This is a genomic window from Phaeodactylibacter sp., assembly GCF_022763345.1.
Classification (GTDB): Bacteria; Bacteroidota; Bacteroidia; order Chitinophagales; family Saprospiraceae; genus Phaeodactylibacter.
Window position 1 is genome coordinate 63,985 of the sequence record NZ_JALEGS010000050.1, and the last position, 18,948, is coordinate 82,932.

Consider the following 18,948-nt stretch of genomic DNA (forward strand, 5'->3'; position numbering starts at 1 on the left):
AAAACGATGCCAAGCCATTTCCGTAAAAGGCTTATATTGGCGCTTCACCTCGTAATAATTTCATGGCCAACGTCAAGCTCCAAGTCCCTACTCTGGTCAGCGATCTCGAACTAAACGGGAAGCGCCACTACAGCCTGCGCCCTTTGTTCCTGGATTATCCCTTAACTACACACCGCAGATACGAGCACGCCGTTGTGCAATACCAAAAGGAGATAAAGAACCAGTTCAAGGGCTTCAGCCTCGACCGGGAGAACGCGCTTCAGCTGCTTTGGATGATGTTCCGGCCTGAGGTTCGGTACTTTCAGTTCCGGCACGAGTTCACCGTTGACCGGCAGTTCATCGCCGGGCAGTACCCGGTTGCTGTTTTCACCCTACAGAAGATGAACTTCGTAGTTCTGCCTACCCTGAACAACTACATGTACATCTCGGATGCCAAATCGCATACAGAGTTTGAACAGGCTTGCCGCCGGGTCATTCGAAAACTGTTGAAGCAAATCAAAAAGGAGGAACAGGAAGATTTTTCCCCTCAGAACTATTTTTGCGGAGATAAGGACTTTCTGACAGAAATAGACGTGACGGTCAATATCGCTGCCACGCCCTTTTCCTTTGATGCGCCGGCCAACAACTGGTTTCTCAGCAGTTTGCTGGACGACACCTCGTTTGATGGTGCCGTGGAAGCCGAAAAGACCGGGCAGGACTTAAATGCGCTTTACCCCTCCGAACTCAACCGGGCCTACCATCAGGAAGAGCGGGTACAACAGCTTTACCAACTCATGTACCAACCGGCACAAACACCTATCGCCATTGTCGGGCCGGATGGGGTCGGCAAGCATACCATCGTGCAGGAAGCTGTATGGCGTTACGAGTCCGGCTACTACGAAAAGACAAAAGGAAGGCATCAGCGCCTATGGCATATTGACCCTACCCGACTCATTGCGGGCATGAGTATTGTAGGCATGTGGCAAAAGCGACTGGAAGCCATCATTGAGTTCATCATGCAACCTGCCGAAAAAAAGGGCGACAGTGATAAATTGCTGATCGACAACCCTATCGCGCTGCTTCGTATCGGCAAATCGGCACAGAATGACATGACCCTTAGCGATGTGCTGCGCCCCTACCTCGAAAAACGGCAACTGCACCTCATACTCATCGCAACGCCTGAGGAATGGAAGACCCTGCAAGAAAAAGGCCGGCGCTTCAGCAATCTGTTCCGGGTGGTCCGCGTAGAGGAGCCCGATATGGAAAAAGCCGTTCAAATCATCATTGAAAAACGGCGGCAACTGGAGCGAAATAATGACAATCAAATCAAGATTCAGGCCATAGAGCAACTGCTCACCATTCAGCGCAATTACCTGCGCAACAAACCCTTGCCCGGCAGTGTAATAAGGCTGCTGGAACAACTAGCCGTCAAGCACCGGTATGGCATTGTGGATGCGCCAGAGGTACGGGAGGAATTCCGCAACTTCAGTGGCCTGCAGGAGCATATATTTGATGCTGCCGAACCCTTAAATCCGGAAGCCATTCAGGGAACGCTGGGGCAACAGCTCGTTGGGCAGCCGGAAGCGGTGCGCGCCCTGGCTGATGTTGTCCACCTGGTAAAAGCCAAACTCAACCACCCCAGGCGCCCTTTGTCCTCGTTTTTGTTCATCGGGCCTACGGGCGTAGGAAAAACACAGGCAGCGAAAGTCCTCTGCAACTACCTGATGGGCAGCGAAAAGCAGTTGTTGCGGTTCGACATGAATGAATACATCGACAGCAGCAGCCTTCAGCGCCTGATCGGCGACTATTACAATCCGGAGGGGCAACTGACCGGTGCAGTGCGCTACCGTCCGTTCAGCATCGTACTGCTCGATGAGATTGAGAAAGCCCATCCCCTGGTACGAGACCTGCTCCTCCAATTGCTCGATGATGGCCGGCTGACCGATAGCCTCGGGCGGACGATTGACTTTACGAATACGATCATCATCATGACCTCTAATGTCGGGGCGCGGGAAGCCGGCACGCAGCTGGGGTTCACCCACTCGGACCAGTCTCAGGCACATGCCTACCGGCGGGCCATGGAGCAACAGTTTCGGCCGGAGTTCATCAACCGCATTGATCATACGATCGTTTTCAACCCGCTCAGGCCGGAACATATCCTTGGCATCGCCCGGATTCAGATCAAGGAACTCCTGAAACGGGATGGATTCGTGCGCCGGGCCACCATCCTCAACATCAGTCAGGATGCACTGGAATGGGTGTCCCAGCGGGGCTTCGACCCACGCATGGGCGGGCGGGCGCTAAAACGGCAAATTGAACGCGACCTTACAGCGCTTTCGGCCGAACAGCTGATCAACACCCATTCCGACCACCCCATCCTGATGGATATCATCCTAAAGGACGGGCAGCTCCACCCAAAGATTACACCGCTAGCGTTTGTTGAGCCACTCGAGGAGGAATGGATGCCAGCGTTGCCGGAAGAAACCAAAGGCAGGGGGTTTTACCGTCGGCTGATTCGCACCCTCGACCTGATGCTGGAGGAACTCGAAGCCTACGAAGCCGCGAACCAGGAAGATGGCCCGATTGTCTACATCGACGGGCAATCGGCCGGGCAGCTCGACTGGGAGTACCACCACTTTAAGTCGAAGGTGGTTGAAGCGAAGGAAGCCATAAATAACATCAGCCTGGCGTTCCGGGACCGTTACTACAAGATCGGCCCCGCAATTCCGCTCCGCCTGAAAGCGGTGAACATGGTGCCCCGCAGCGACTGGTCGACTAAAGGCATACGGGAAAATTTTAAGGACAAACTCTTTCAACAGGAAGGCATACGCGAGATCAGTGACGCTTACCAATACGCCAACGTGCAGTTTGACAGCCTGCGCACCGAGTTCCTCAACCACTTTTTGACCGTTGCCATCCTGCAAATGCAACAGCGCGCAGTACTCATCAAGCCTCCCGGCAAACTCCGGCTGAATGTGCAGTCCTGCATTATCGGGATGGGGCAAACCGAGGTTGATTTCTTATTGAACCTTTATGAAAAGCTACTTCAATTGCTGGACCTTTCCCCCACCCAGGATGATGGCAATGATATTGAAATTGAAGGTTACGGGCTGAGAGCTTTGTTGGAAGGAGAGTCTGGCATCCACCTGTTCTACACCGCCAACCGCACCCCCATTCCTATCAGAGTGACTTTAAATGGGCGTCAGGATCCGGAGTCTGCGCACCGGGTTATCCGGCTGTATGATGCCACGTATACAATCACAGATCTGCGGTCAGGTTTTGCAAATGCGGCAGATATTACGGCTGAAGAGTTTTTATTGCTGGTCTATGCGGGCGTGCCGGCTCAGTTGCGCAAGGCACTTTACCCCCTGTAGAACGCAGAATGAGCGGGAGAACTATTGATTTTTCAGCATCGCTTTTTCCTGCACGGTGGTGCACAAGCGGACCACGTCAGAAAAACGGCCAAGAGGCTGACTATTCCGGTGAAGTTGAAAAGCACCATCGGGCTCAATCGTAATTCGAACCTTCCCGGGTAACAGGAATTCTTTGTCTTTACGCTGCTCCACGGCAATTCCAAAGTGCCTGAGTGCGCAAAGCAACAGTTGAGTTTGGTTAGATGCATCCATAATTGATGGGTTTAATTATGGCAGCTGAGGCGTTGTTAAACTAATCTGTGAAATACGAAAAATGGATTCATCAGTGAGGTTCCCAATGTTTTTGTTTGTTTATAGCTAATGCAGGGAAGCTAAAGGATGATCTATTTTCAAATATACCATCAATATATGATCAATTCATCAGAAATAAAAATTCCTTCAAAGGGATTTGATGTTTTTTCTGTTTTGTTGAATACCAATGGGTTATAGCTTAAACAAAACAGGCGCTACAATCGGGTTGCGGCTTCCTTTTTAATGGCAAGCAGGGCTTTTTCCACAGCCATGACTTCCTGCTGATTGACGTAATTGAACAACATGCCGGCCAGTTCCTTCGCATCAGATTTAGTATCTGTTTTCTCCGCGATAATGGAAATGGCATTAACGGACTCATCCCGGGCGAACTTGATGATTTCCCAGAGTTGGGAGGAGACGTAGACCTGCTGGGTGATATTGTGCTCATACTCCTGCTGAACCGCCAACAGCAAGGACACCCGAAGTTCACCATTGGACATGCCCGGCTTGCGGACCCGCAGCAATAAGTTGGGCAGGGAAATTCGCTCACAGAAAAGGGACAAGCGCTCATAAGCCTGCAAACGGAGGGGAAGGGAAGATTTCTGTTGTTCCTGCTGTATTTTGAGATGCTGGAGCTTTTGCTGGTTTTCCATATAGGTTTTTAGCACAAAATAGGCTGCCAGAAACGTCAGCAGTCCGGGTATAGTGAGCTTGATGATCTCCAAGAGGATTTCCATAGGTTCAATTTATATTGAGTATTCAGGATAGTCTCCGACTGCCTGCCATTTTGATTAGCAAGCCAACTGGCCGGGCTGCAAAACTAAGGACCTTATTCGAAAAAACGCACAGGAATTATCCTGGTTGCCTGGAAACCCTACCCCGGCGCCTGGAAAAATTAAGGGCAAACTGTTTTCAAACCAAACCTGACACCTGGTTGTTACGTTTGGTAAATTATCGCGTAGCACTTAGATTTGCTGCGCAGATTAACCATTAACTTAAAATAGCTTATCCCGATATGAGCGATGTTAAAGTAAAGCAGGCACCCATTGCGTTGACCGAAGGCGCTATCAAAGCGCTTAACCAAATCAAAAAAGATCAGAACATCTCTGAAGACCATGGGCTGCGCGTAGGCGTCAAAGGCGGAGGCTGCTCCGGCTTTTCCTACAAACTTGGCTTTGACCTACCCAAAGAGAACGATCAGGTATATGAGGTGTCCGGCATTAAAATCCTAATGGAAAAAGCCCATGGAATTTACCTCCTTGGAATGGAAATCGACTGGGAAGAAGGGCTAAACAACCGAGGCTTCTCCTTTAACAATCCCAACGCAACAGATACCTGTGGCTGCGGCACTTCCTTTTCTGCATAACCATTCATCCCTGGGAGGAAGCTACGACAACTGAATCAGAAGCTAATTATCCTAATTTTACCGCCAAAAAAACAAAAAAGTGCTTCCGGATGACAATCCTTTATCTTCCGGAGCAGTTTGGCAACTATATGCCTTCTGGTATCGTCTTTCATTTATAACCAACAGCGTCCATCTGCGTCGCTGAGAGACTACCCCACACACAACCCCACCACCAAGCGTAAGAACGAATCTTTTCAATTCAATATTAATCGATCAACTATTTATGAAAAAATCACTACTCCCTTTGCTGGCGCTATGCCTAGTTGCTTTTAGTGGCACAGCACAGTCTGACACTTTATTCCAGGAAGATTTTGATGGTGGCATTCCCGATACCTGGACCATTAGCCCAGGCAACCCTGAGGGTGCAATCTGGCAGTGGTCTGCGGATGGCACAGCAGAAGCTGCAATGGTTGATGGCGAAGAGCTGGATGCCTTGTTTTGGGGCGCAGGAGGGACCATTCAGTCCCCTACCGTATCCAATGGTGCAGCCATGTACAATTCCGATGTGTACGATGGCGGAGGTGTTGGCGTGGGCCAAGGGCCATTCCCAGGTACGCACTCTGGCAGCCTGACTTCTCCACCCTTCAGCTGTGTCGGCTTTGACACTTTGTACCTGGCATTCAATCAGTCTGCTCGGGCTAATGCAAATGCCGTTTCTACCATCCTGGAAGTATCCGTGGATACCGGCAATACTTGGGTGGACTTCCCTATTAATCCGGAAGTAACTGGCAATGGTAGCAGTGGAGCAACCGACCTGGAACTAGTAAATATCAGCGAAGTAGCGGGAGGGCAGCCTCATGTGCAAATCCGTTTCACCTGGAATGGCCGTTATTACTACTGGCTGATTGATGACATTCAGGTCATCACGCCGATGGACCAGGAGCTGGAGATGGGCGACTTTTTCTACCCACCAGCCAGCTTCTCCACGCCAGTTTCCCAAATTGCAACAGACACCTTTGGTTTCGAGGTGGACATCAGCAACTTTGGTAAGGAGATCGTCAACAATGTGGTTGTAAAAGCCAGCATCCTGGAGCGCGTTACAGACACGCAAACAGAACTGGTGTGGGAAGACAGCCTGGTCGTTGCAGAATTCCCTCCTTTCTACCGGGATTCTACCCTTCAATTGCCAAACTCTTTCATACCAGAAGATCTGACACTCGGTGAATATGTGGTGCGGTACGATGTGTATGCACAAGACACTGAGGACTTCAACCCGCTCAACAACAGCAAGCAGGACAACTTCCGGGTTTCTTCTAACCTTTTCGCTAAAGAGCCTGCACTCGAAAGCGGTACCCGCCCTGGCAATCAGGCCGATTACCAGATGGGCAACCTCTACCAGATGAGTTCTATCGCCACTGAGCAGTTTGTGACTAGTGAGGTTTTCTTCGGCGGTACCAAGAATGCAGCAGATGGGCCTATGGGCGGAGAAAACACGACCCTATTCCTGTACAAGGTTGCAGATAACGTAGATGCTAACTTCGATAACTTCGATACTAGCATTGATACTGAAGATTTGCTTCAAATTGGCTTTAGCTTCCACACTTTCGAAGATGATGAAGAAGGCGAGCTCATCTCAGCACCACTGACGGACCTCGATGGCAACCCCATTCCACTTGAGCCTGGTGCCCGCTATATCGTTGTGTCTGAATGGGCAGATCAGTCTACGGATGTATTCTCTGGTACCAACGATGACTTCATGTACTTCCAGATCGCAACTGTCGTGCGTACTTCTGAGTGGTTCCTCGGTGGCTTTGGCCCCGAAACAACTTCGGTAGTACGGATGCGTATTGCCCTGGCAACGACTAATGATGACATCGAACTGCCCGAAGCTTCCATGAACATCTTCCCGAACCCAGTCGCTGTAAATGATCAGCTGAATGTACGTTTTGATCTGGATGGCAACTCTCCGGCTATGCTGGTCGTTGCGGACCTCGACGGCCGCGTCATCAACCTCTTTGAGTACGAAGATGGCCTGACCAACGAAACGGTACAAATCCCAACCAGCAAACTGGCTGCAGGTACTTACCTGGTACGCCTGAGCACGGAGCAGGGTACGAAGACGATGAAGTTCAACGTGGTACGCTAAGCGCGTTGTTCTTATCACAGAATTAAGAAAGCGCTGCTCCGGAGCAATTCCGGGGTAGCGCTTTTTTAGTTTGAATAGTGCCTCATGGCAGCAATCATACCATTCAGACCCGAGCTGGAAACTCGGGGATCGCCTTTCAATTCGCGGCTTCACAGTCAATACCTGGCTCGGACACAAGAAAGGTTTTCCCAGCCGGAGAGGAAAAAAAGACACCGATTTACTCAGGTGGCGATTTTGGACCGGGGCAAACGAAGACGGACTGATAAAAACAAGGGCGGCACCTTTCTTCTGAAAAGCACCGCCCGTATCTGTTTTCAGCTGCCTGCATCAGGCGCAGGAGCTCAAATTACATATTCTCAATAATCTCTGTACCAAACTCAGAACACTTCAGCAGGGTCGCCCCTTCCATCAAACGCTCAAAGTCATAAGTTACGCGCTTGCCTGCGATGGCGCCTTCAACGCCTTTCACAACGAGGTCAGCAGCTTCGTTCCAGCCCATGTAGCGTAGCATCATTTCGCCGGAAAGGATAACCGAGCTTGGGTTGACTTTGTCAAGGCCAGCGTACTTTGGCGCGGTACCGTGGGTCGCTTCGAAGATCGCACGGCCCGTAGTATAATTGATATTCGCACCTGGCGCAATCCCGATACCACCTACCTGTGCGGCAAGGGCATCAGAAACGTAGTCGCCATTGAGATTAAGGGTTGCAATGACTGAATATTCCGCCGGGCGGGTCAGGATTTGCTGCAGGAAGGCATCCGCGATGGAGTCCTTGATGAGCAGTGCCCCTTTGTCAAGGGCTTCTTTTTGAGCCTTGTTAGCCGCGTCTTTGCCTTGCTCCGCAACGATGCGGTCATACTGAGCCCAGGTGAAGACCTTGTCGCCGTACTCCCGCTCTGCCATTTCGTAACCCCAGTCTTTGAATTTACCTTCGGTAAACTTCATGATGTTGCCTTTGTGCACGAGGGTTACGGAAGGCAGCTTCTGATCCAGCGCGTAGTCAATCGCGGCACGGACCAGGCGTTCTGTACCTTCTACTGAAACTGGCTTGACCCCCAGAGAAACAGAATCCGGGAAGCGAATCTGTGTCACGCCCATCTCTTCCATAAGGAACTTCTTGACTTTCTCTGCTTCCGGCGTACCGTTGAGGTATTCAATACCGGCGTAGATATCTTCGGTATTTTCCCGGAAGATGACCATGTCAATCGCGCCAGGGTTTTTTACCGGAGATGGCACGCCAGTGAACCAACGCACCGGGCGTACACAGGCAAACAGGTCCAGCTTCTGCCGCAGGGCCACGTTCAGGGAGCGGATACCACCACCTACCGGAGTCGTCAGCGGGCCTTTGATGGCCACGAGGTATTCTTTGATGGCGTCCAGGGTATCCTGAGGCAGCCATTCGCCGGTTTGGTCAAACGCTTTCTGACCAGCCAGCACTTCCTTCCAGTGGATTTTGCGTTCGCCCCCGTAAGCTTTCTCAACAGCTGCGTCCAGTACGCGCTCAGAAGCCGCCCAAATATCAGGACCGATGCCATCTCCTTCGATGAAAGGCAGGATGGGATCGTTAGGTACGTTTAGTTTTCCATTTTCAATGGTGATTTTTGATCCGCTCATATTCTATTATTCAGTTTTTATTAGTTGGTGACTGTAATTCCCTAAGTAGTGGGACAAAAATAAAATACACTACTTTCAAAAAGCTTTCGCCCCAACGTTGCACAAAACAAGTTGTGTATTTTATTTTTCGAGAAGCCCTGAGGCTTTTTTAGCGGTCCAAAGGTAAAAATTAAATACAAAAAAACAGGTAGTTCTGACGGTCAGAAACAGGCAAAAGCTTGGAATTTAAGGGGCTGACCAAGGACAGTGTGCCAAATCGAACACGGATTTGGTTACTTCCGTTAACAAGATGTAATCAAAATGAAAAATTTATGGATACCATACGCGCAAAAGAAGATGTGCTGGAAAAAATCACTTATGGCTTTCACGTTGTCACTACCCGGGCAGACCGGCAGGAATTATCTACCCGTGACCGCGATTATATTGCAGCGGGGACCATCAGTTGGGCCATGCAGAGCAGCTTTGAGCCTCCAATGGTCACGATCGCTGTAGCCAAGGATTCCGACCTGAACGAAACCATTCCCAAAGCCGGGTCCTTCGCCCTAAATATCTTGGGCAAAGATGATAAAGCACTTGTAGACGATTTCGCAAAAGACAGTGTTATCCGAAAGGATCAAACCATCAATGGCTATGACTTTCTCAATGGAACTGCAACGGAAGCCCCCATACTTGACCGCGGCATCGGCTACCTGGAATGTGAACTTGCTGAACAGGTGAAAACGGATGGTGACCACGTACTTTTCATCGGTAAAGTGGTGAATAGCGACTTGCGGCAACCTGAACACCTGCCGCTGCACGAATGGGAGACGGGCAAGCACTACGGTGGCTTTCCCGCCTGAAGAGCTGATCACCTTTGACTCGTAAAATTAAAAGCGCCCCTACCCTGTTGCGGATAGAGGCGCTTTCGTTGTTTTGCAATGCTATAATCTCCAGTTCTATCTAACTCAACACTTCTTCCTCTCCAAGGATACGCCTTGCGGCATCAAGGATGGCAGTACTTTCAAGGTTGACAATCCCGCCATTCGGGCCAGGTTGAATGTGGGCATCAACAATATCCCCATTCTCAAATTTCTTTGCACCAAAGTAATTCCGGACCGTTTGTTCCTGGAGCCCCAATTCGGTGGCAATCCTTTTTACGCTTCCGGTTGGGAGACGGTGCTTGATCTCCCGCAGCTCATCATACGTTATATGCATGGCTCTGTCATTTTGTGAAAGAATCGAATTTGCCTTAGAAATGTACAAATTCTATCCAAACAAACCAACTTAAAACTCAAGATTTCACACCTTTTTATTTTGGCAATACATCCCCGGACCAAACAAAAAGAATGAACAAAACCCTTAATCGCTTTCCTTCAGCAGGATAACGTCTACAGCCCGGGCCTTTACCGCTTTATTGAAAGCAGGAATTGCCTCCTTTTTCAAGGCGTAAAACCGGTCCAACTGCTCATCGATCTGCCGGGTTAGCGTTTCCTTTACTTCCCGGTCCTGATCAGTAGGTGGGAAGTCACCCGAACCAACCAGTGCATTGATATGTGCCAGCTTGTTAGTCAGCTTTATGGGGAAGTTTAACGGGTCCTGCCGGCTCCGGTTTTTGGTTTGGTATAGAGCCGTCTCTACTTCTGTCATTACAGAATCTATGGCTTCTGCCTCCATAAGCAGGCTCTTATATTCCTCCTGCCCTTTCCAGCGCTGCATAAACGGCTGCATTTGCTTGCGCACTTCCCGGATATCCGTGATCGCCTGATGGGCCTCAGAGACTTTTTCATTGACCGATTGCATGAAATCAAAGCGGGCCTGCAGATCACTGACGGTGGAAGAAATGCGTGGATCTTTTTTCAACTGCCAGGGCTGCTCCAGGGTATCCTGATGCGTCATCAGCCGGACGGTATAGTAACCAGGCACCGCTTCCGGGCCACTCAATCCTGCCCACCAAAGAATCATGCCCTCCACCTCTTTTGCTTTGGGGTAGCGCAAATTCCAGTTGAATGTGTTGGCACCGGCTTCCACCTCCAGTTGGTCTTCTTTTTCTTTGGCATCCGTTGAAAAAGTGCGAATATGCTTACCCGACTCCTCATAAAAAGCCAGAGCCACCGTTTGAGAATCGGCTACTACCCTTTCCGGAAGGAAGAAGTGCACCATTACGCCTCCGGGGTGATTGGTACCGGCCGTTTTTAGGTTTTTGCGCTGCCCGCCATCCATCAGGTAGCTTTCAATAGGCTCAAAAAGATGAACTGTAGTTGTATCCATCTCAGGCGTAAGCTGGTGCAGGGGCGTCAGGTCATCGATCATCCAAAGGCTGCGGCCCTGTGTGGCAGCAATTAGATTCTGCTCCTTTACAGCGAGGTCCGTAATGGGCACAATTGGCAGGTTGAGCTGAAAGCGCGCCCAGGAACCGCCATTATCAAAAGAAAGGTACATGCCGCTTTCGGTCCCGGCATATAGTAACCCCTTTCGGTCCGGATCTGCCCGGACAACCCGGGTGAAGTGCTCCTCTGCAATGCCGTCTACCATGAGCCGCCAGTTAGCGCCATAATCCGTTACGTGGTACAGGTAAGGCTGATAATCGCCCAGCTTGTAACGGGTGCCGGCTATAAAGGCAGCTCCGGGGTTGAAGGGATCGGGGTCGATACTGTTGACCATAAGCCATTCCGGGAAATCCTTTGGGGTGATGTTGTCCCAGTTTTGTCCGCCATCTCGGGACAGGTGCACCAGCCCATCGTCTGATCCGGTCCAGATGAGCCCCCTTTCGTAGGGTGATTCGGTAGCAGCAAAAATGGTACAATAGTATTCGACACCTGTGTTGTCTTTGGTAATGGGCCCTCCTGACGGCCCCAGCTTGGTGGAATCGTTGCGGGTCAGGTCCGGACTGATCACTTCCCAGCTTTGCCCGCCATTGGTACTGACGTGCAGGTGGTTGGAAGCTGCATATAGTTTATCCGGATTATGAGGCGAGAAAAACAATGGGAAGTTCCATTGAAACCGGTACTTCATACCTTCTGCACCATACCCCATCGGATTATCCGGCCAGACATTGACCGCCCGGCGCTCACCAGTTCGGTGGTTCTTCATGGTCAGGTAGCCGCCGTAGCTGCCGCCAAATACGATTTCGTTATCGGTAGGGTCCACCGCAATATGGGCACTCTCTCCACCGGCTGTAGATTCCCAGTCCGACTCCCCTATGCTGCTGCCGTCTGTACGGTGGCGGATCCGTATGGTCGAATTGTCCTGTTGTGCGGCATAGATACGATAGGGGAAGTCATTATCCGTAGTGACCCGGTAAAACTGTGCGGCAGGTTGATTGTGGTAGGTTGTCCAGTTTTCGCCCCCGTCAAAAGTCACCTGCGCCCCACCATCATCGCCAATAATCATGCGGTCGGGGTCTTCAGGAGCAATCCATAAATCATGGTGGTCGCCATGAGGTGCAGCATAGGCTTTAAAAGTGCGCCCGCCATCTTTGGATTTATGGTAGCGGACGTTCATTACATACACCACGTCCTCATCCTGTGGGTCCGCATAGATGCGCGTATAATACCAGGCCCGCTGCCGCAGCGAGCGGCTGTCGTTGATGCGCGACCAGGTTTCCCCTCCGTCTTCCGAGCGCAACACGCCCCCATCTTTTGCTTCCACCAGTGCCCACACTCTTTCTGCATTCACTGGTGACACCGCAATGCCAATAATGCCCAGCGGCCCTTCCGGGAAGCCTTCCTTTTCGGAAAGGTTTTCCCAAGTTGTGCCACTGTCTGTACTTTTCCAAAGGGCAGAGCCTTCGCCACCGCTCTCCAGGCTGTAGGGGGTGCGCCGGATACGCCAGGTAGACGCATAAACCACCCGTGGATTGGCAGGGTCAAGTAAAAGGTCTACCGCCCCGGCATCCGCATTAGCAAAAAGGACACGCTCCCAGGTATCCCCACCATCAATGGTACGGTATACGCCCCGGTCCTCTGCGCTTTTGAACAAGTCGCCCATCACTGCCGCGTAGGCAATATCCGGATTGCGGGGATGTATGCGGATACGCCCAATGTGGCGCGATTTTTCGAGCCCTTTTTGTTCCCAGGTTTTGCCGCCGTCCACGCTTTTCCAAATGCCGTAGCCAAAGGAAACATTACCGCGCACCGTCTTTTCTCCTCCACCCACGTAAATCACGTTAGGATCGTAAGTGCTGACCGCCACCGCGCCAACGGAGCCGCCAAAGTAACCATCGGAAATATTCGCCCAGGTCTGCCCTCCGTCTTTGGTCTTCCAGACGCCGCCGCCGGTGCTTCCAAAGTAAAACAGATTGGGCTGACCGGGCACGCCCGTCACGGCGCAGCTCCGCCCGCCCCGAAACGGTCCGATATTGCGCCATTCCAGCCCCTCGTAAAGGGCGGGGGCGAAATCTGAGGAGGATTGAGCCCAAAGCTCAGGAGTGAATGCCGACAGCAGGAGGGCTGCCAGAAGAAGAAGTTTCTTTAAAAAGTTCATGGTCAATGAATTAGGGTGCAGTAGTACAAATTATTTGCTCGCGGCTACCGTCTTTTCCGGTAAGCCCAACGCTTGTCTCATTTTATAATAGATTTCCGTATTTTCATAAATGCCCTCGAAAAGTTCCGCACCAGGACCGTAGGCAAAAACCGGCACCATAGCAGCAGTATGGCCATTGGTGGTGAAGCTTGCATTTACCGACTCAAAAGAGGACCCAGGATTAAGCGCCATGCCGCCGGATTCGTGGTCTGCGGTGACGATGACCAGGGTTTCCCCATCACGCCTTGCGAAATTCAGAGCTTCCTTCACTGCCCGGTCAAAATCTTTGGTTTCTTCGATGACCAGCCCGCCATCATTGGAATGGCCTCCCCAGTCTATCATGGAGCCCTCTGCCATTAGAAAGAACCCTGCACTGCTGCGCCTCCCCAGGTAACTGACGCCCATGGATATGGCTCTTGGGAGATAGTCCCGCCCGGCGGCTTTGGTCAGGGGGTGCTTATCCGCTGCAAAATAACAAAACCGGCTCATCGGGCTGGGCACCAGGTCTTTCAACTCATGCTCCAGATAATTGGTCACATAGTAGTTCTTGCCCTCCATTTCCCGGATCAGGTCCCGTTCGTCTTTTTCGCGCCGGTCGAAGTAGCGCTTTCCTCCCCCGACCAGGTAATCGATACCAGAAGCAGCAAGGTCTTCGGCAATTTCTTCATAAAACACCCGGATGGGCTGATGGGCAGCAAAAGCAGCTGGTGTGGCGTGCACAATCGTAGCGGTGGCGATAAGACCCGTTGCATAGCCTTGCTCCTGCAACTCTTCTAAAATCGTTTCACAAGCTGCAGAATCTACGGTCAGGCCGATCGCGCCGTTATAGGTTTTCACACCGCAGGCAAAAGCCGTTGCACCGGCAGCAGAATCCGTAATCAAATCGTTAGCAGAATAAGTTTTTTGAAAGCCGATGTGGGTGAACTGTTCGAGGTTCAGGCTGTTATCATTAGCGTATAAAGCAGCTGAGATGTGACCCAGCCCCATACCATCGCCAATTAAAAAAATGATATTTCGGGCAGTGGCATTCTCCGGTGGGGGTAATTGTTGCACCCGGCAGGACTCCAACAGGGTAAAAAGGGCTAACCACAGCCCTAAGTAATAGATAGGCGCAAAATTAATATTTTGTCGTTTCTTCATACTTTGTCAATCCATAGTCCCTTTCCCGACCTTAATCAAATTATACATCAATTGATCAAATCAAGCGATCGATTATTCTGTTAACATAGAATTAATCGGGCAAAAGTGGAATTTTATTTGGAACCACTGTAGCTTTGCCCTGTTAATTTAGAAAACAGAACGCCATTTTTTCACTCAACCGAAAATGAACTATGATAAATCGGCTTTTGTCCACTTTAATGGCGATAATAGGGCTCAGCACATTGGGTTTTGCTCAAGATAAGCAAACTATTTTTGATGCCCTGTATTCATCGGAAATATTAGAGGTCACCATTGAGACAGACCTCTCTTACCTTATAGATAACCGGAAAAAGGATGATTACCAGCATGCCATTTTCTCTTTTGAGAATGCGCAGGGCAGATTGGAGCAGCATGACATGAAGCTCAAGCCCCGTGGCAAATTCCGCCGGAATGTATGCGATTTCCCGCCTATTAAGCTCAACTTTTCCAAAGACCGGCTAATGGAGCGTGGCTATATCGCGGAGTATGACAAGCTTAAGCTCGTCACACATTGTATGGATGACAAGTTTGCATCCAGAGAGAACGTTGCACGGGAATATCTGGCCTACCGCCTCTATAACATCATTTCCGATAAAAGCTACCGGGTACAGTTGGTCCGGATTGACTATATCGATAGTAAAAACCGGATTAGCAAAATCAGGCGCTACGGGTTTATCCTTGAAGATACGGATGAGATGGCGCACCGTGCCGGCGGTAAGGAATGCGAAGAGTGTATCAATGTCCCCGCCAATGAGCTCGCCCTAAAGGAAGAGCACATCATGTCTGTTTTTCAGTACATGATTGGCAATGCAGACTACAACACGGGGATGATGCGCAACGTCAAAATGGTCCGTCCCTACACTGGCACGGGCGTTATTCCGGTGCCTTATGATTTCGATTTTGCAGGTTTTGTTGATCCCTCTTATGCGATTCCCAACTCAGACTACGGGCTTGTATCCGTGAAGCAAAGAGTTTTCCTGGGTAATAAGGTAGACAGCGCGATGCTGTCCTCCACGCTGCAGCATTTCCTGTTCAAACGCATGGAAATGGAAAAAGAGATCGACAATTTCAAACTGCTTGACCGGCAGAGCCGTGCAGAAGTGCTTCGATACCTCGATACTTTTTATAAGGAAGCGGAAAACATCCTAAGTGGCTCCCCGCTGCGCGAAACGCTCCATAAGCAAGCGCTCCGGGACCATGAAGAAGGCAAAGGCACGAATGAGGTTAGGCGGTAACCTGGTCTCCAAGCCGGATTAGTGCGGCGCCCTGCCCTTCCCTTAAAGTAGCATGCAGCCCAAAATTCACCCCCTGTGCATCACGGCGGTACGTAGCCAGTGTTGCCAGGGGTTCCTGATATACAGTTGCAGTGGTTTGGTCTGTATTGATCACCTTGCACCGGGTGCATTTACGAATACCCCTGAAGGGCACATCTGAAATGGTGAAGGATGACCAATCATCTTCTTCAAATGCGGTGCCCCCGGTGAAAACCAGGTTGGGCCGGAACCGGTCCATAGCCACAGGAGTTGCAAGATGGCTGTTCAGGTCCTGCAAGGCGGCTTCACCGGTGATGAGCAAGGGGCAGCTGTCCGCGAAAAGGGTCGCCTCCCCGGGGCGGCCGTATTTTTCAGCAAGCGGTCGGGCATTGGGCAGCGGCAGGTAAACCAACCGGCAAAAAGTCCCCAGCTGATCACTTAGCCACTCATTTACTGCTTCCTTGCAAAGCTTCGCATTAACAGTGTCTTCCCAAACCTGAACAGAAACATCAATGGCTTGCTCCGGTCCACTTAGTGGAGTCGCTACAAAATCCTCTGGGTCCCGGCGGTGCGCCAGTACTAACCGCCCCTCCTGCAAAACTGGCTGTATCAAAGCCATCTTCGGGACTTTGCGCTGAGTGACAAACATGCCCTTCATATCAACAACCATCCACTGACGGTCATAAGCCAGCCCGTGCGGGCCAACGGCAGATTCGCTGAGCTGAACCCCTCCCAGGCTTTTAACGGGGTATATATAAATTCCACTAATTTGTTTCATACGCTCTTATTCACCCTTTGTTTTTGCAACCAAATGTAGAAGAATTCGTACAATTGTTTGGATTTAATGATTTACAATCCTGAACTACCATTGTAAATCCAGCTATCTAACCCGGACAAGATAATCTTTTCCGCTGCTTTCAGATAAGCGTCTGGGCCGGAAAAGGTTTTAGGACACATGGGCATGCTTTAATTTTCGTATGCCTGGACAACAACCGATTTAACACAATTGCTATGAAATTTTGGCCCCTCATTGCGGTGTTTTTACTATCCCTGCCTTCCATGCAGGGGCAGAGTTCCCGCCTAAGCAAAGCAGATTCCTATTTCTCTGAAGGCAAGCTGGAAGCCGCCATCCCCCTTTACCATCAGGTGCTGCAGCGGCAGGATGTACCTCATGCGAAAATCAACCTGGCAGAAGCTTACTACGGCATAGGAGACTACCACTCGGCAGCAAATTGGTTCGCATTGGTGATGCCCATGGAAGAATGCCAACCGGTACACCAGCTCAAGTATGGCTATGCGCTATTGCACAGCGGTAAATGTGAGACGGCTATCAGGTGGTTCAACATCTACCTGGAACAACGCCCCTTTGACCCCCGCAAACCTGACCTGCTCAACGCTTGCGATAAATATCAATCGCTCAAAAACAAGTCAAAAGGCCAGGTAGAGGTAGTCCACCTCCCTTTCAATGCGCCCAGCAACGATTTTTCGCCTGTCCTTTACCGCAGCGGGCTGGTATTTACAAGCGACCGCTATCAGCTGGAGGGGCAGTACCTGGCTCATTTATACCAGGTTAGCCTTACCGCAGCGGATACCATGGTTTATGGAACGCCTAAACCTTTTGATGTTGAAACCCCGCAAAACCTGCACGAGGGCCCGGCTACCTTCAATGCAAGCGGGGATGAGATCTTTTTTACCCGCACCCGCCCCGAGAGCCAGGCGCGCAAAAAGCTAGAGATTCGGACCGGGCGCCTGCTGCCACAGGGGACCTGGAGCGCCCTTTACCCGCTGACTTTCTGTAGTGACGAATACGCTGTCGCCTTCCCTGCCCTCAGCCCGGAAGGAGACCGGTTGTTTTTTGCATCCGACATGCCCGGCGGATACGGGGGGATCGATATCTACGTCAGTGTGCGTATCAATGGAGCCTGGGGCCGCCCGATCAATCTCGGACCGGTTATCAACACTCCTGGTGATGAACTGTACCCCTATGTCAGCCCCACCGGTGACTTGTACTTTTCTTCTAACGGCTTGCTGGGCTTAGGCATGTTGGATTTATTTGTGACCCGCGAAGGCAAGGACGGCACCTGGCAGCGCCCGGAAAACCTGGGCGCGCCATTCAATTCGGCAGCCGATGACTTTGGGCTTGCCATGATGGACGCAACTGAAAGTGGCTACTTCACCTCCAACCGGCAGGGTGGAGCCGGGGGCGACGATATCTACTTTTTCCGGCGTAGTGGCCGGATTGCCGCGATTGATGTCCTTGATCTTACCAATGGCATGCCTGTACCACATGCCGCGTTAATCGACACCCAAAATAGTGACACCTTGCAAACCAACGCAAATGGCCGAATCGTGCTCCGGGTCCCATCCTGCACCACCCTTACCGGATGGCAGGAAGGCTTTTTCCCGAAATCGGTCGATATTTGCCCGGACGATGTACCAAACGGTGCCGACACCTTGTTCCTCGCCATCGCTCTACAACCAGATATACCGCAATCCCTTAAAGGCGTAGTATTTGACCGGACTTCCGGCCGGCCACTGGAAGGCGTAAAAATTAAACTGGAGTCAGATGGCGCTTGTGCTTCTTCTGATCTTGTATATGCGAATGGGCAAGGGCGGTTCACCTTGGAATTGCAAAATGAATGCTGCTACAATATTACTGCCATCCTAGAAGGCTACGAGCATATCACGCAACAGTCTGTCTGCGCCACTGGCCCCAACCGGGAGCAGTATATCAATCTGTTTTTGCAGCCTCGGAGCAATGCCATGCCGGTCTCCTCCCCTGCTGACTCTATGACCTTCGCTGAAAGCCCGGATGATCAGGAAGCGGGAAAAACCAAAGCAGACTTGTTCGAAAATTTTGAGCCTAGCCGCCCGAGCAGCAGAGATACCTCTACTGCCTTGGCTTACAAACTCAATGTCTACTACGATGTCGGCCGTTCAAGCGTTCAACCGGGTTCAGTCAGTGAATTGCTCAAACTCCGTGACCTGCTGCTTAAAAACCCCAGTCTGGTAGTCGAAATCTCTTCTCACACCGATGCGAATGGCAATGCGGTGACCAACGAAGAACTCAGTCAGCGCCGGGCCAATGCCATTGTCCGGTACCTGACGAGCGAAGGTATTGACCGGGCACGCCTGATCCCTGTTGGTTACGGGGAGGCTTTGCTGACCAATGATTGCTCTGATGGTGTAGACTGCCCGGAATGGATGCACCAGGAAAACCGGCGCACAGAATTCAGAATCATCCGGCAATGATAAGAACCCGGAATCCG

13 protein-coding genes are annotated in these 18,948 nt (G+C 51.0%); 6 read left to right on the forward strand and 7 right to left on the reverse strand.

All coding sequences use genetic code 11. From position 1 onward, the window contains the following. Positions 1-62 precede the first annotated feature (62 nt). A complete protein-coding gene (locus tag MRY86_RS13965) occupies positions 63-3,353 on the forward strand; it encodes an AAA family ATPase (RefSeq protein ID WP_293566670.1) in 3,291 nt (1,096 codons plus the stop codon). A gap of 21 nt (positions 3,354-3,374) precedes the next feature. Here MRY86_RS13965 and MRY86_RS13970 read toward each other — a convergent pair whose 3' ends face one another. Then, the gene (locus MRY86_RS13970; protein ID WP_293566671.1) at positions 3,375-3,605 is read right to left on the reverse strand and encodes a hypothetical protein; all 231 of its coding nucleotides are present in this window, start codon (positions 3,603-3,605) and stop codon (positions 3,375-3,377) included. Positions 3,606-3,859: 254 nt separating this feature from the next. Beyond that, positions 3,860-4,381 carry a hypothetical protein gene (locus MRY86_RS13975; protein WP_293566672.1) on the reverse strand — a complete coding sequence of 174 codons (522 nt, stop codon included), beginning with the start codon at positions 4,379-4,381 and terminating at the stop codon, positions 3,860-3,862. Between the two features lie 278 nt (positions 4,382-4,659). Between MRY86_RS13975 and MRY86_RS13980 the strand changes: the two genes are divergently transcribed. Further along, positions 4,660-5,010, forward strand: coding sequence for an iron-sulfur cluster assembly accessory protein (locus MRY86_RS13980; protein WP_293566673.1), 351 nt, complete (start codon positions 4,660-4,662; stop codon positions 5,008-5,010). 262 nt (positions 5,011-5,272) lie between these two features. Beyond that, positions 5,273-7,135 carry a T9SS type A sorting domain-containing protein gene (locus tag MRY86_RS13985; RefSeq protein ID WP_293566674.1) on the forward strand — a complete coding sequence of 621 codons (1,863 nt, stop codon included), beginning with the start codon at positions 5,273-5,275 and terminating at the stop codon, positions 7,133-7,135. Between the two features lie 346 nt (positions 7,136-7,481). On the opposite strand, the gene icd is transcribed toward MRY86_RS13985, so the two are convergent. Next, positions 7,482-8,747, reverse strand: coding sequence for an NADP-dependent isocitrate dehydrogenase (gene icd / locus MRY86_RS13990; protein WP_293566675.1), 1,266 nt, complete (start codon positions 8,745-8,747; stop codon positions 7,482-7,484). Between the two features lie 311 nt (positions 8,748-9,058). Here icd and MRY86_RS13995 point away from each other — a divergent pair, with 311 nt between their 5' ends. Beyond that, positions 9,059-9,586, forward strand: coding sequence for a flavin reductase family protein (locus MRY86_RS13995; RefSeq protein ID WP_293566676.1), 528 nt, complete (start codon positions 9,059-9,061; stop codon positions 9,584-9,586). Between the two features lie 100 nt (positions 9,587-9,686). On the opposite strand, the gene MRY86_RS14000 is transcribed toward MRY86_RS13995, so the two are convergent. The 3 genes from MRY86_RS14000 to MRY86_RS14010 all read right to left on the reverse strand — a co-directional run bounded on the left by MRY86_RS14000 (position 9,687) and on the right by MRY86_RS14010 (position 14,387). Next, complete coding sequence (locus MRY86_RS14000) at positions 9,687-9,941, reverse strand: DNA-binding protein (RefSeq protein WP_293566677.1); 255 nt, start codon at positions 9,939-9,941, stop codon at positions 9,687-9,689. A gap of 144 nt (positions 9,942-10,085) precedes the next feature. Continuing rightward, positions 10,086-13,208, reverse strand: coding sequence for a glycosyl hydrolase (locus tag MRY86_RS14005; protein ID WP_293566678.1), 3,123 nt, complete (start codon positions 13,206-13,208; stop codon positions 10,086-10,088). Positions 13,209-13,238: 30 nt separating this feature from the next. After that, positions 13,239-14,387 carry an alkaline phosphatase gene (locus MRY86_RS14010; protein WP_293566679.1) on the reverse strand — a complete coding sequence of 383 codons (1,149 nt, stop codon included), beginning with the start codon at positions 14,385-14,387 and terminating at the stop codon, positions 13,239-13,241. Positions 14,388-14,578: 191 nt separating this feature from the next. Between MRY86_RS14010 and MRY86_RS14015 the strand changes: the two genes are divergently transcribed. Beyond that, positions 14,579-15,661 (forward strand): hypothetical protein, encoded by a 1,083-nt coding sequence (locus MRY86_RS14015; protein ID WP_293566680.1) that lies wholly within the window; start codon positions 14,579-14,581, stop codon positions 15,659-15,661. On the opposite strand, the gene MRY86_RS14020 is transcribed toward MRY86_RS14015, so the two are convergent. Next, positions 15,651-16,457, reverse strand: a complete 807-nt coding sequence (locus tag MRY86_RS14020; RefSeq protein ID WP_293566681.1) for an MOSC N-terminal beta barrel domain-containing protein — start codon at positions 16,455-16,457, stop codon at positions 15,651-15,653. The two genes, MRY86_RS14015 and MRY86_RS14020, sit on opposite strands and share 11 nt — an antisense overlap. A gap of 233 nt (positions 16,458-16,690) precedes the next feature. Between MRY86_RS14020 and MRY86_RS14025 the strand changes: the two genes are divergently transcribed. Then, positions 16,691-18,931, forward strand: a complete 2,241-nt coding sequence (locus tag MRY86_RS14025) for an OmpA family protein (protein WP_293571565.1) — start codon at positions 16,691-16,693, stop codon at positions 18,929-18,931. Positions 18,932-18,948 lie beyond the last annotated feature (17 nt).

What these genes read in the sequence shown, in the direction of transcription:
- MRY86_RS13980 (WP_293566673.1), top strand. Translation starts at nt 4,660, where the DNA reads ATGAGCGATGTTAAAGTAAAGCAGGCACCCATTGCGTTGACCGAAGGC.
- MRY86_RS13975 (WP_293566672.1), bottom strand. Translation starts at nt 4,381, where the DNA reads ATGGAAATCCTCTTGGAGATCATCAAGCTCACTATACCCGGACTGCTG.
- MRY86_RS14005 (WP_293566678.1), bottom strand. Translation starts at nt 13,208, where the DNA reads ATGAACTTTTTAAAGAAACTTCTTCTTCTGGCAGCCCTCCTGCTGTCG.
- MRY86_RS14010 (WP_293566679.1), bottom strand. Translation starts at nt 14,387, where the DNA reads ATGAAGAAACGACAAAATATTAATTTTGCGCCTATCTATTACTTAGGG.
- MRY86_RS13965 (WP_293566670.1), top strand. Translation starts at nt 63, where the DNA reads ATGGCCAACGTCAAGCTCCAAGTCCCTACTCTGGTCAGCGATCTCGAA.
- MRY86_RS14015 (WP_293566680.1), top strand. Translation starts at nt 14,579, where the DNA reads ATGATAAATCGGCTTTTGTCCACTTTAATGGCGATAATAGGGCTCAGC.
- MRY86_RS14020 (WP_293566681.1), bottom strand. Translation starts at nt 16,457, where the DNA reads ATGAAACAAATTAGTGGAATTTATATATACCCCGTTAAAAGCCTGGGA.
- MRY86_RS13970 (WP_293566671.1), bottom strand. Translation starts at nt 3,605, where the DNA reads ATGGATGCATCTAACCAAACTCAACTGTTGCTTTGCGCACTCAGGCAC.
- MRY86_RS14000 (WP_293566677.1), bottom strand. Translation starts at nt 9,941, where the DNA reads ATGCATATAACGTATGATGAGCTGCGGGAGATCAAGCACCGTCTCCCA.
- MRY86_RS14025 (WP_293571565.1), top strand. Translation starts at nt 16,691, where the DNA reads ATGAAATTTTGGCCCCTCATTGCGGTGTTTTTACTATCCCTGCCTTCC.
- MRY86_RS13995 (WP_293566676.1), top strand. Translation starts at nt 9,059, where the DNA reads ATGGATACCATACGCGCAAAAGAAGATGTGCTGGAAAAAATCACTTAT.
- icd (WP_293566675.1), bottom strand. Translation starts at nt 8,747, where the DNA reads ATGAGCGGATCAAAAATCACCATTGAAAATGGAAAACTAAACGTACCT.
- MRY86_RS13985 (WP_293566674.1), top strand. Translation starts at nt 5,273, where the DNA reads ATGAAAAAATCACTACTCCCTTTGCTGGCGCTATGCCTAGTTGCTTTT.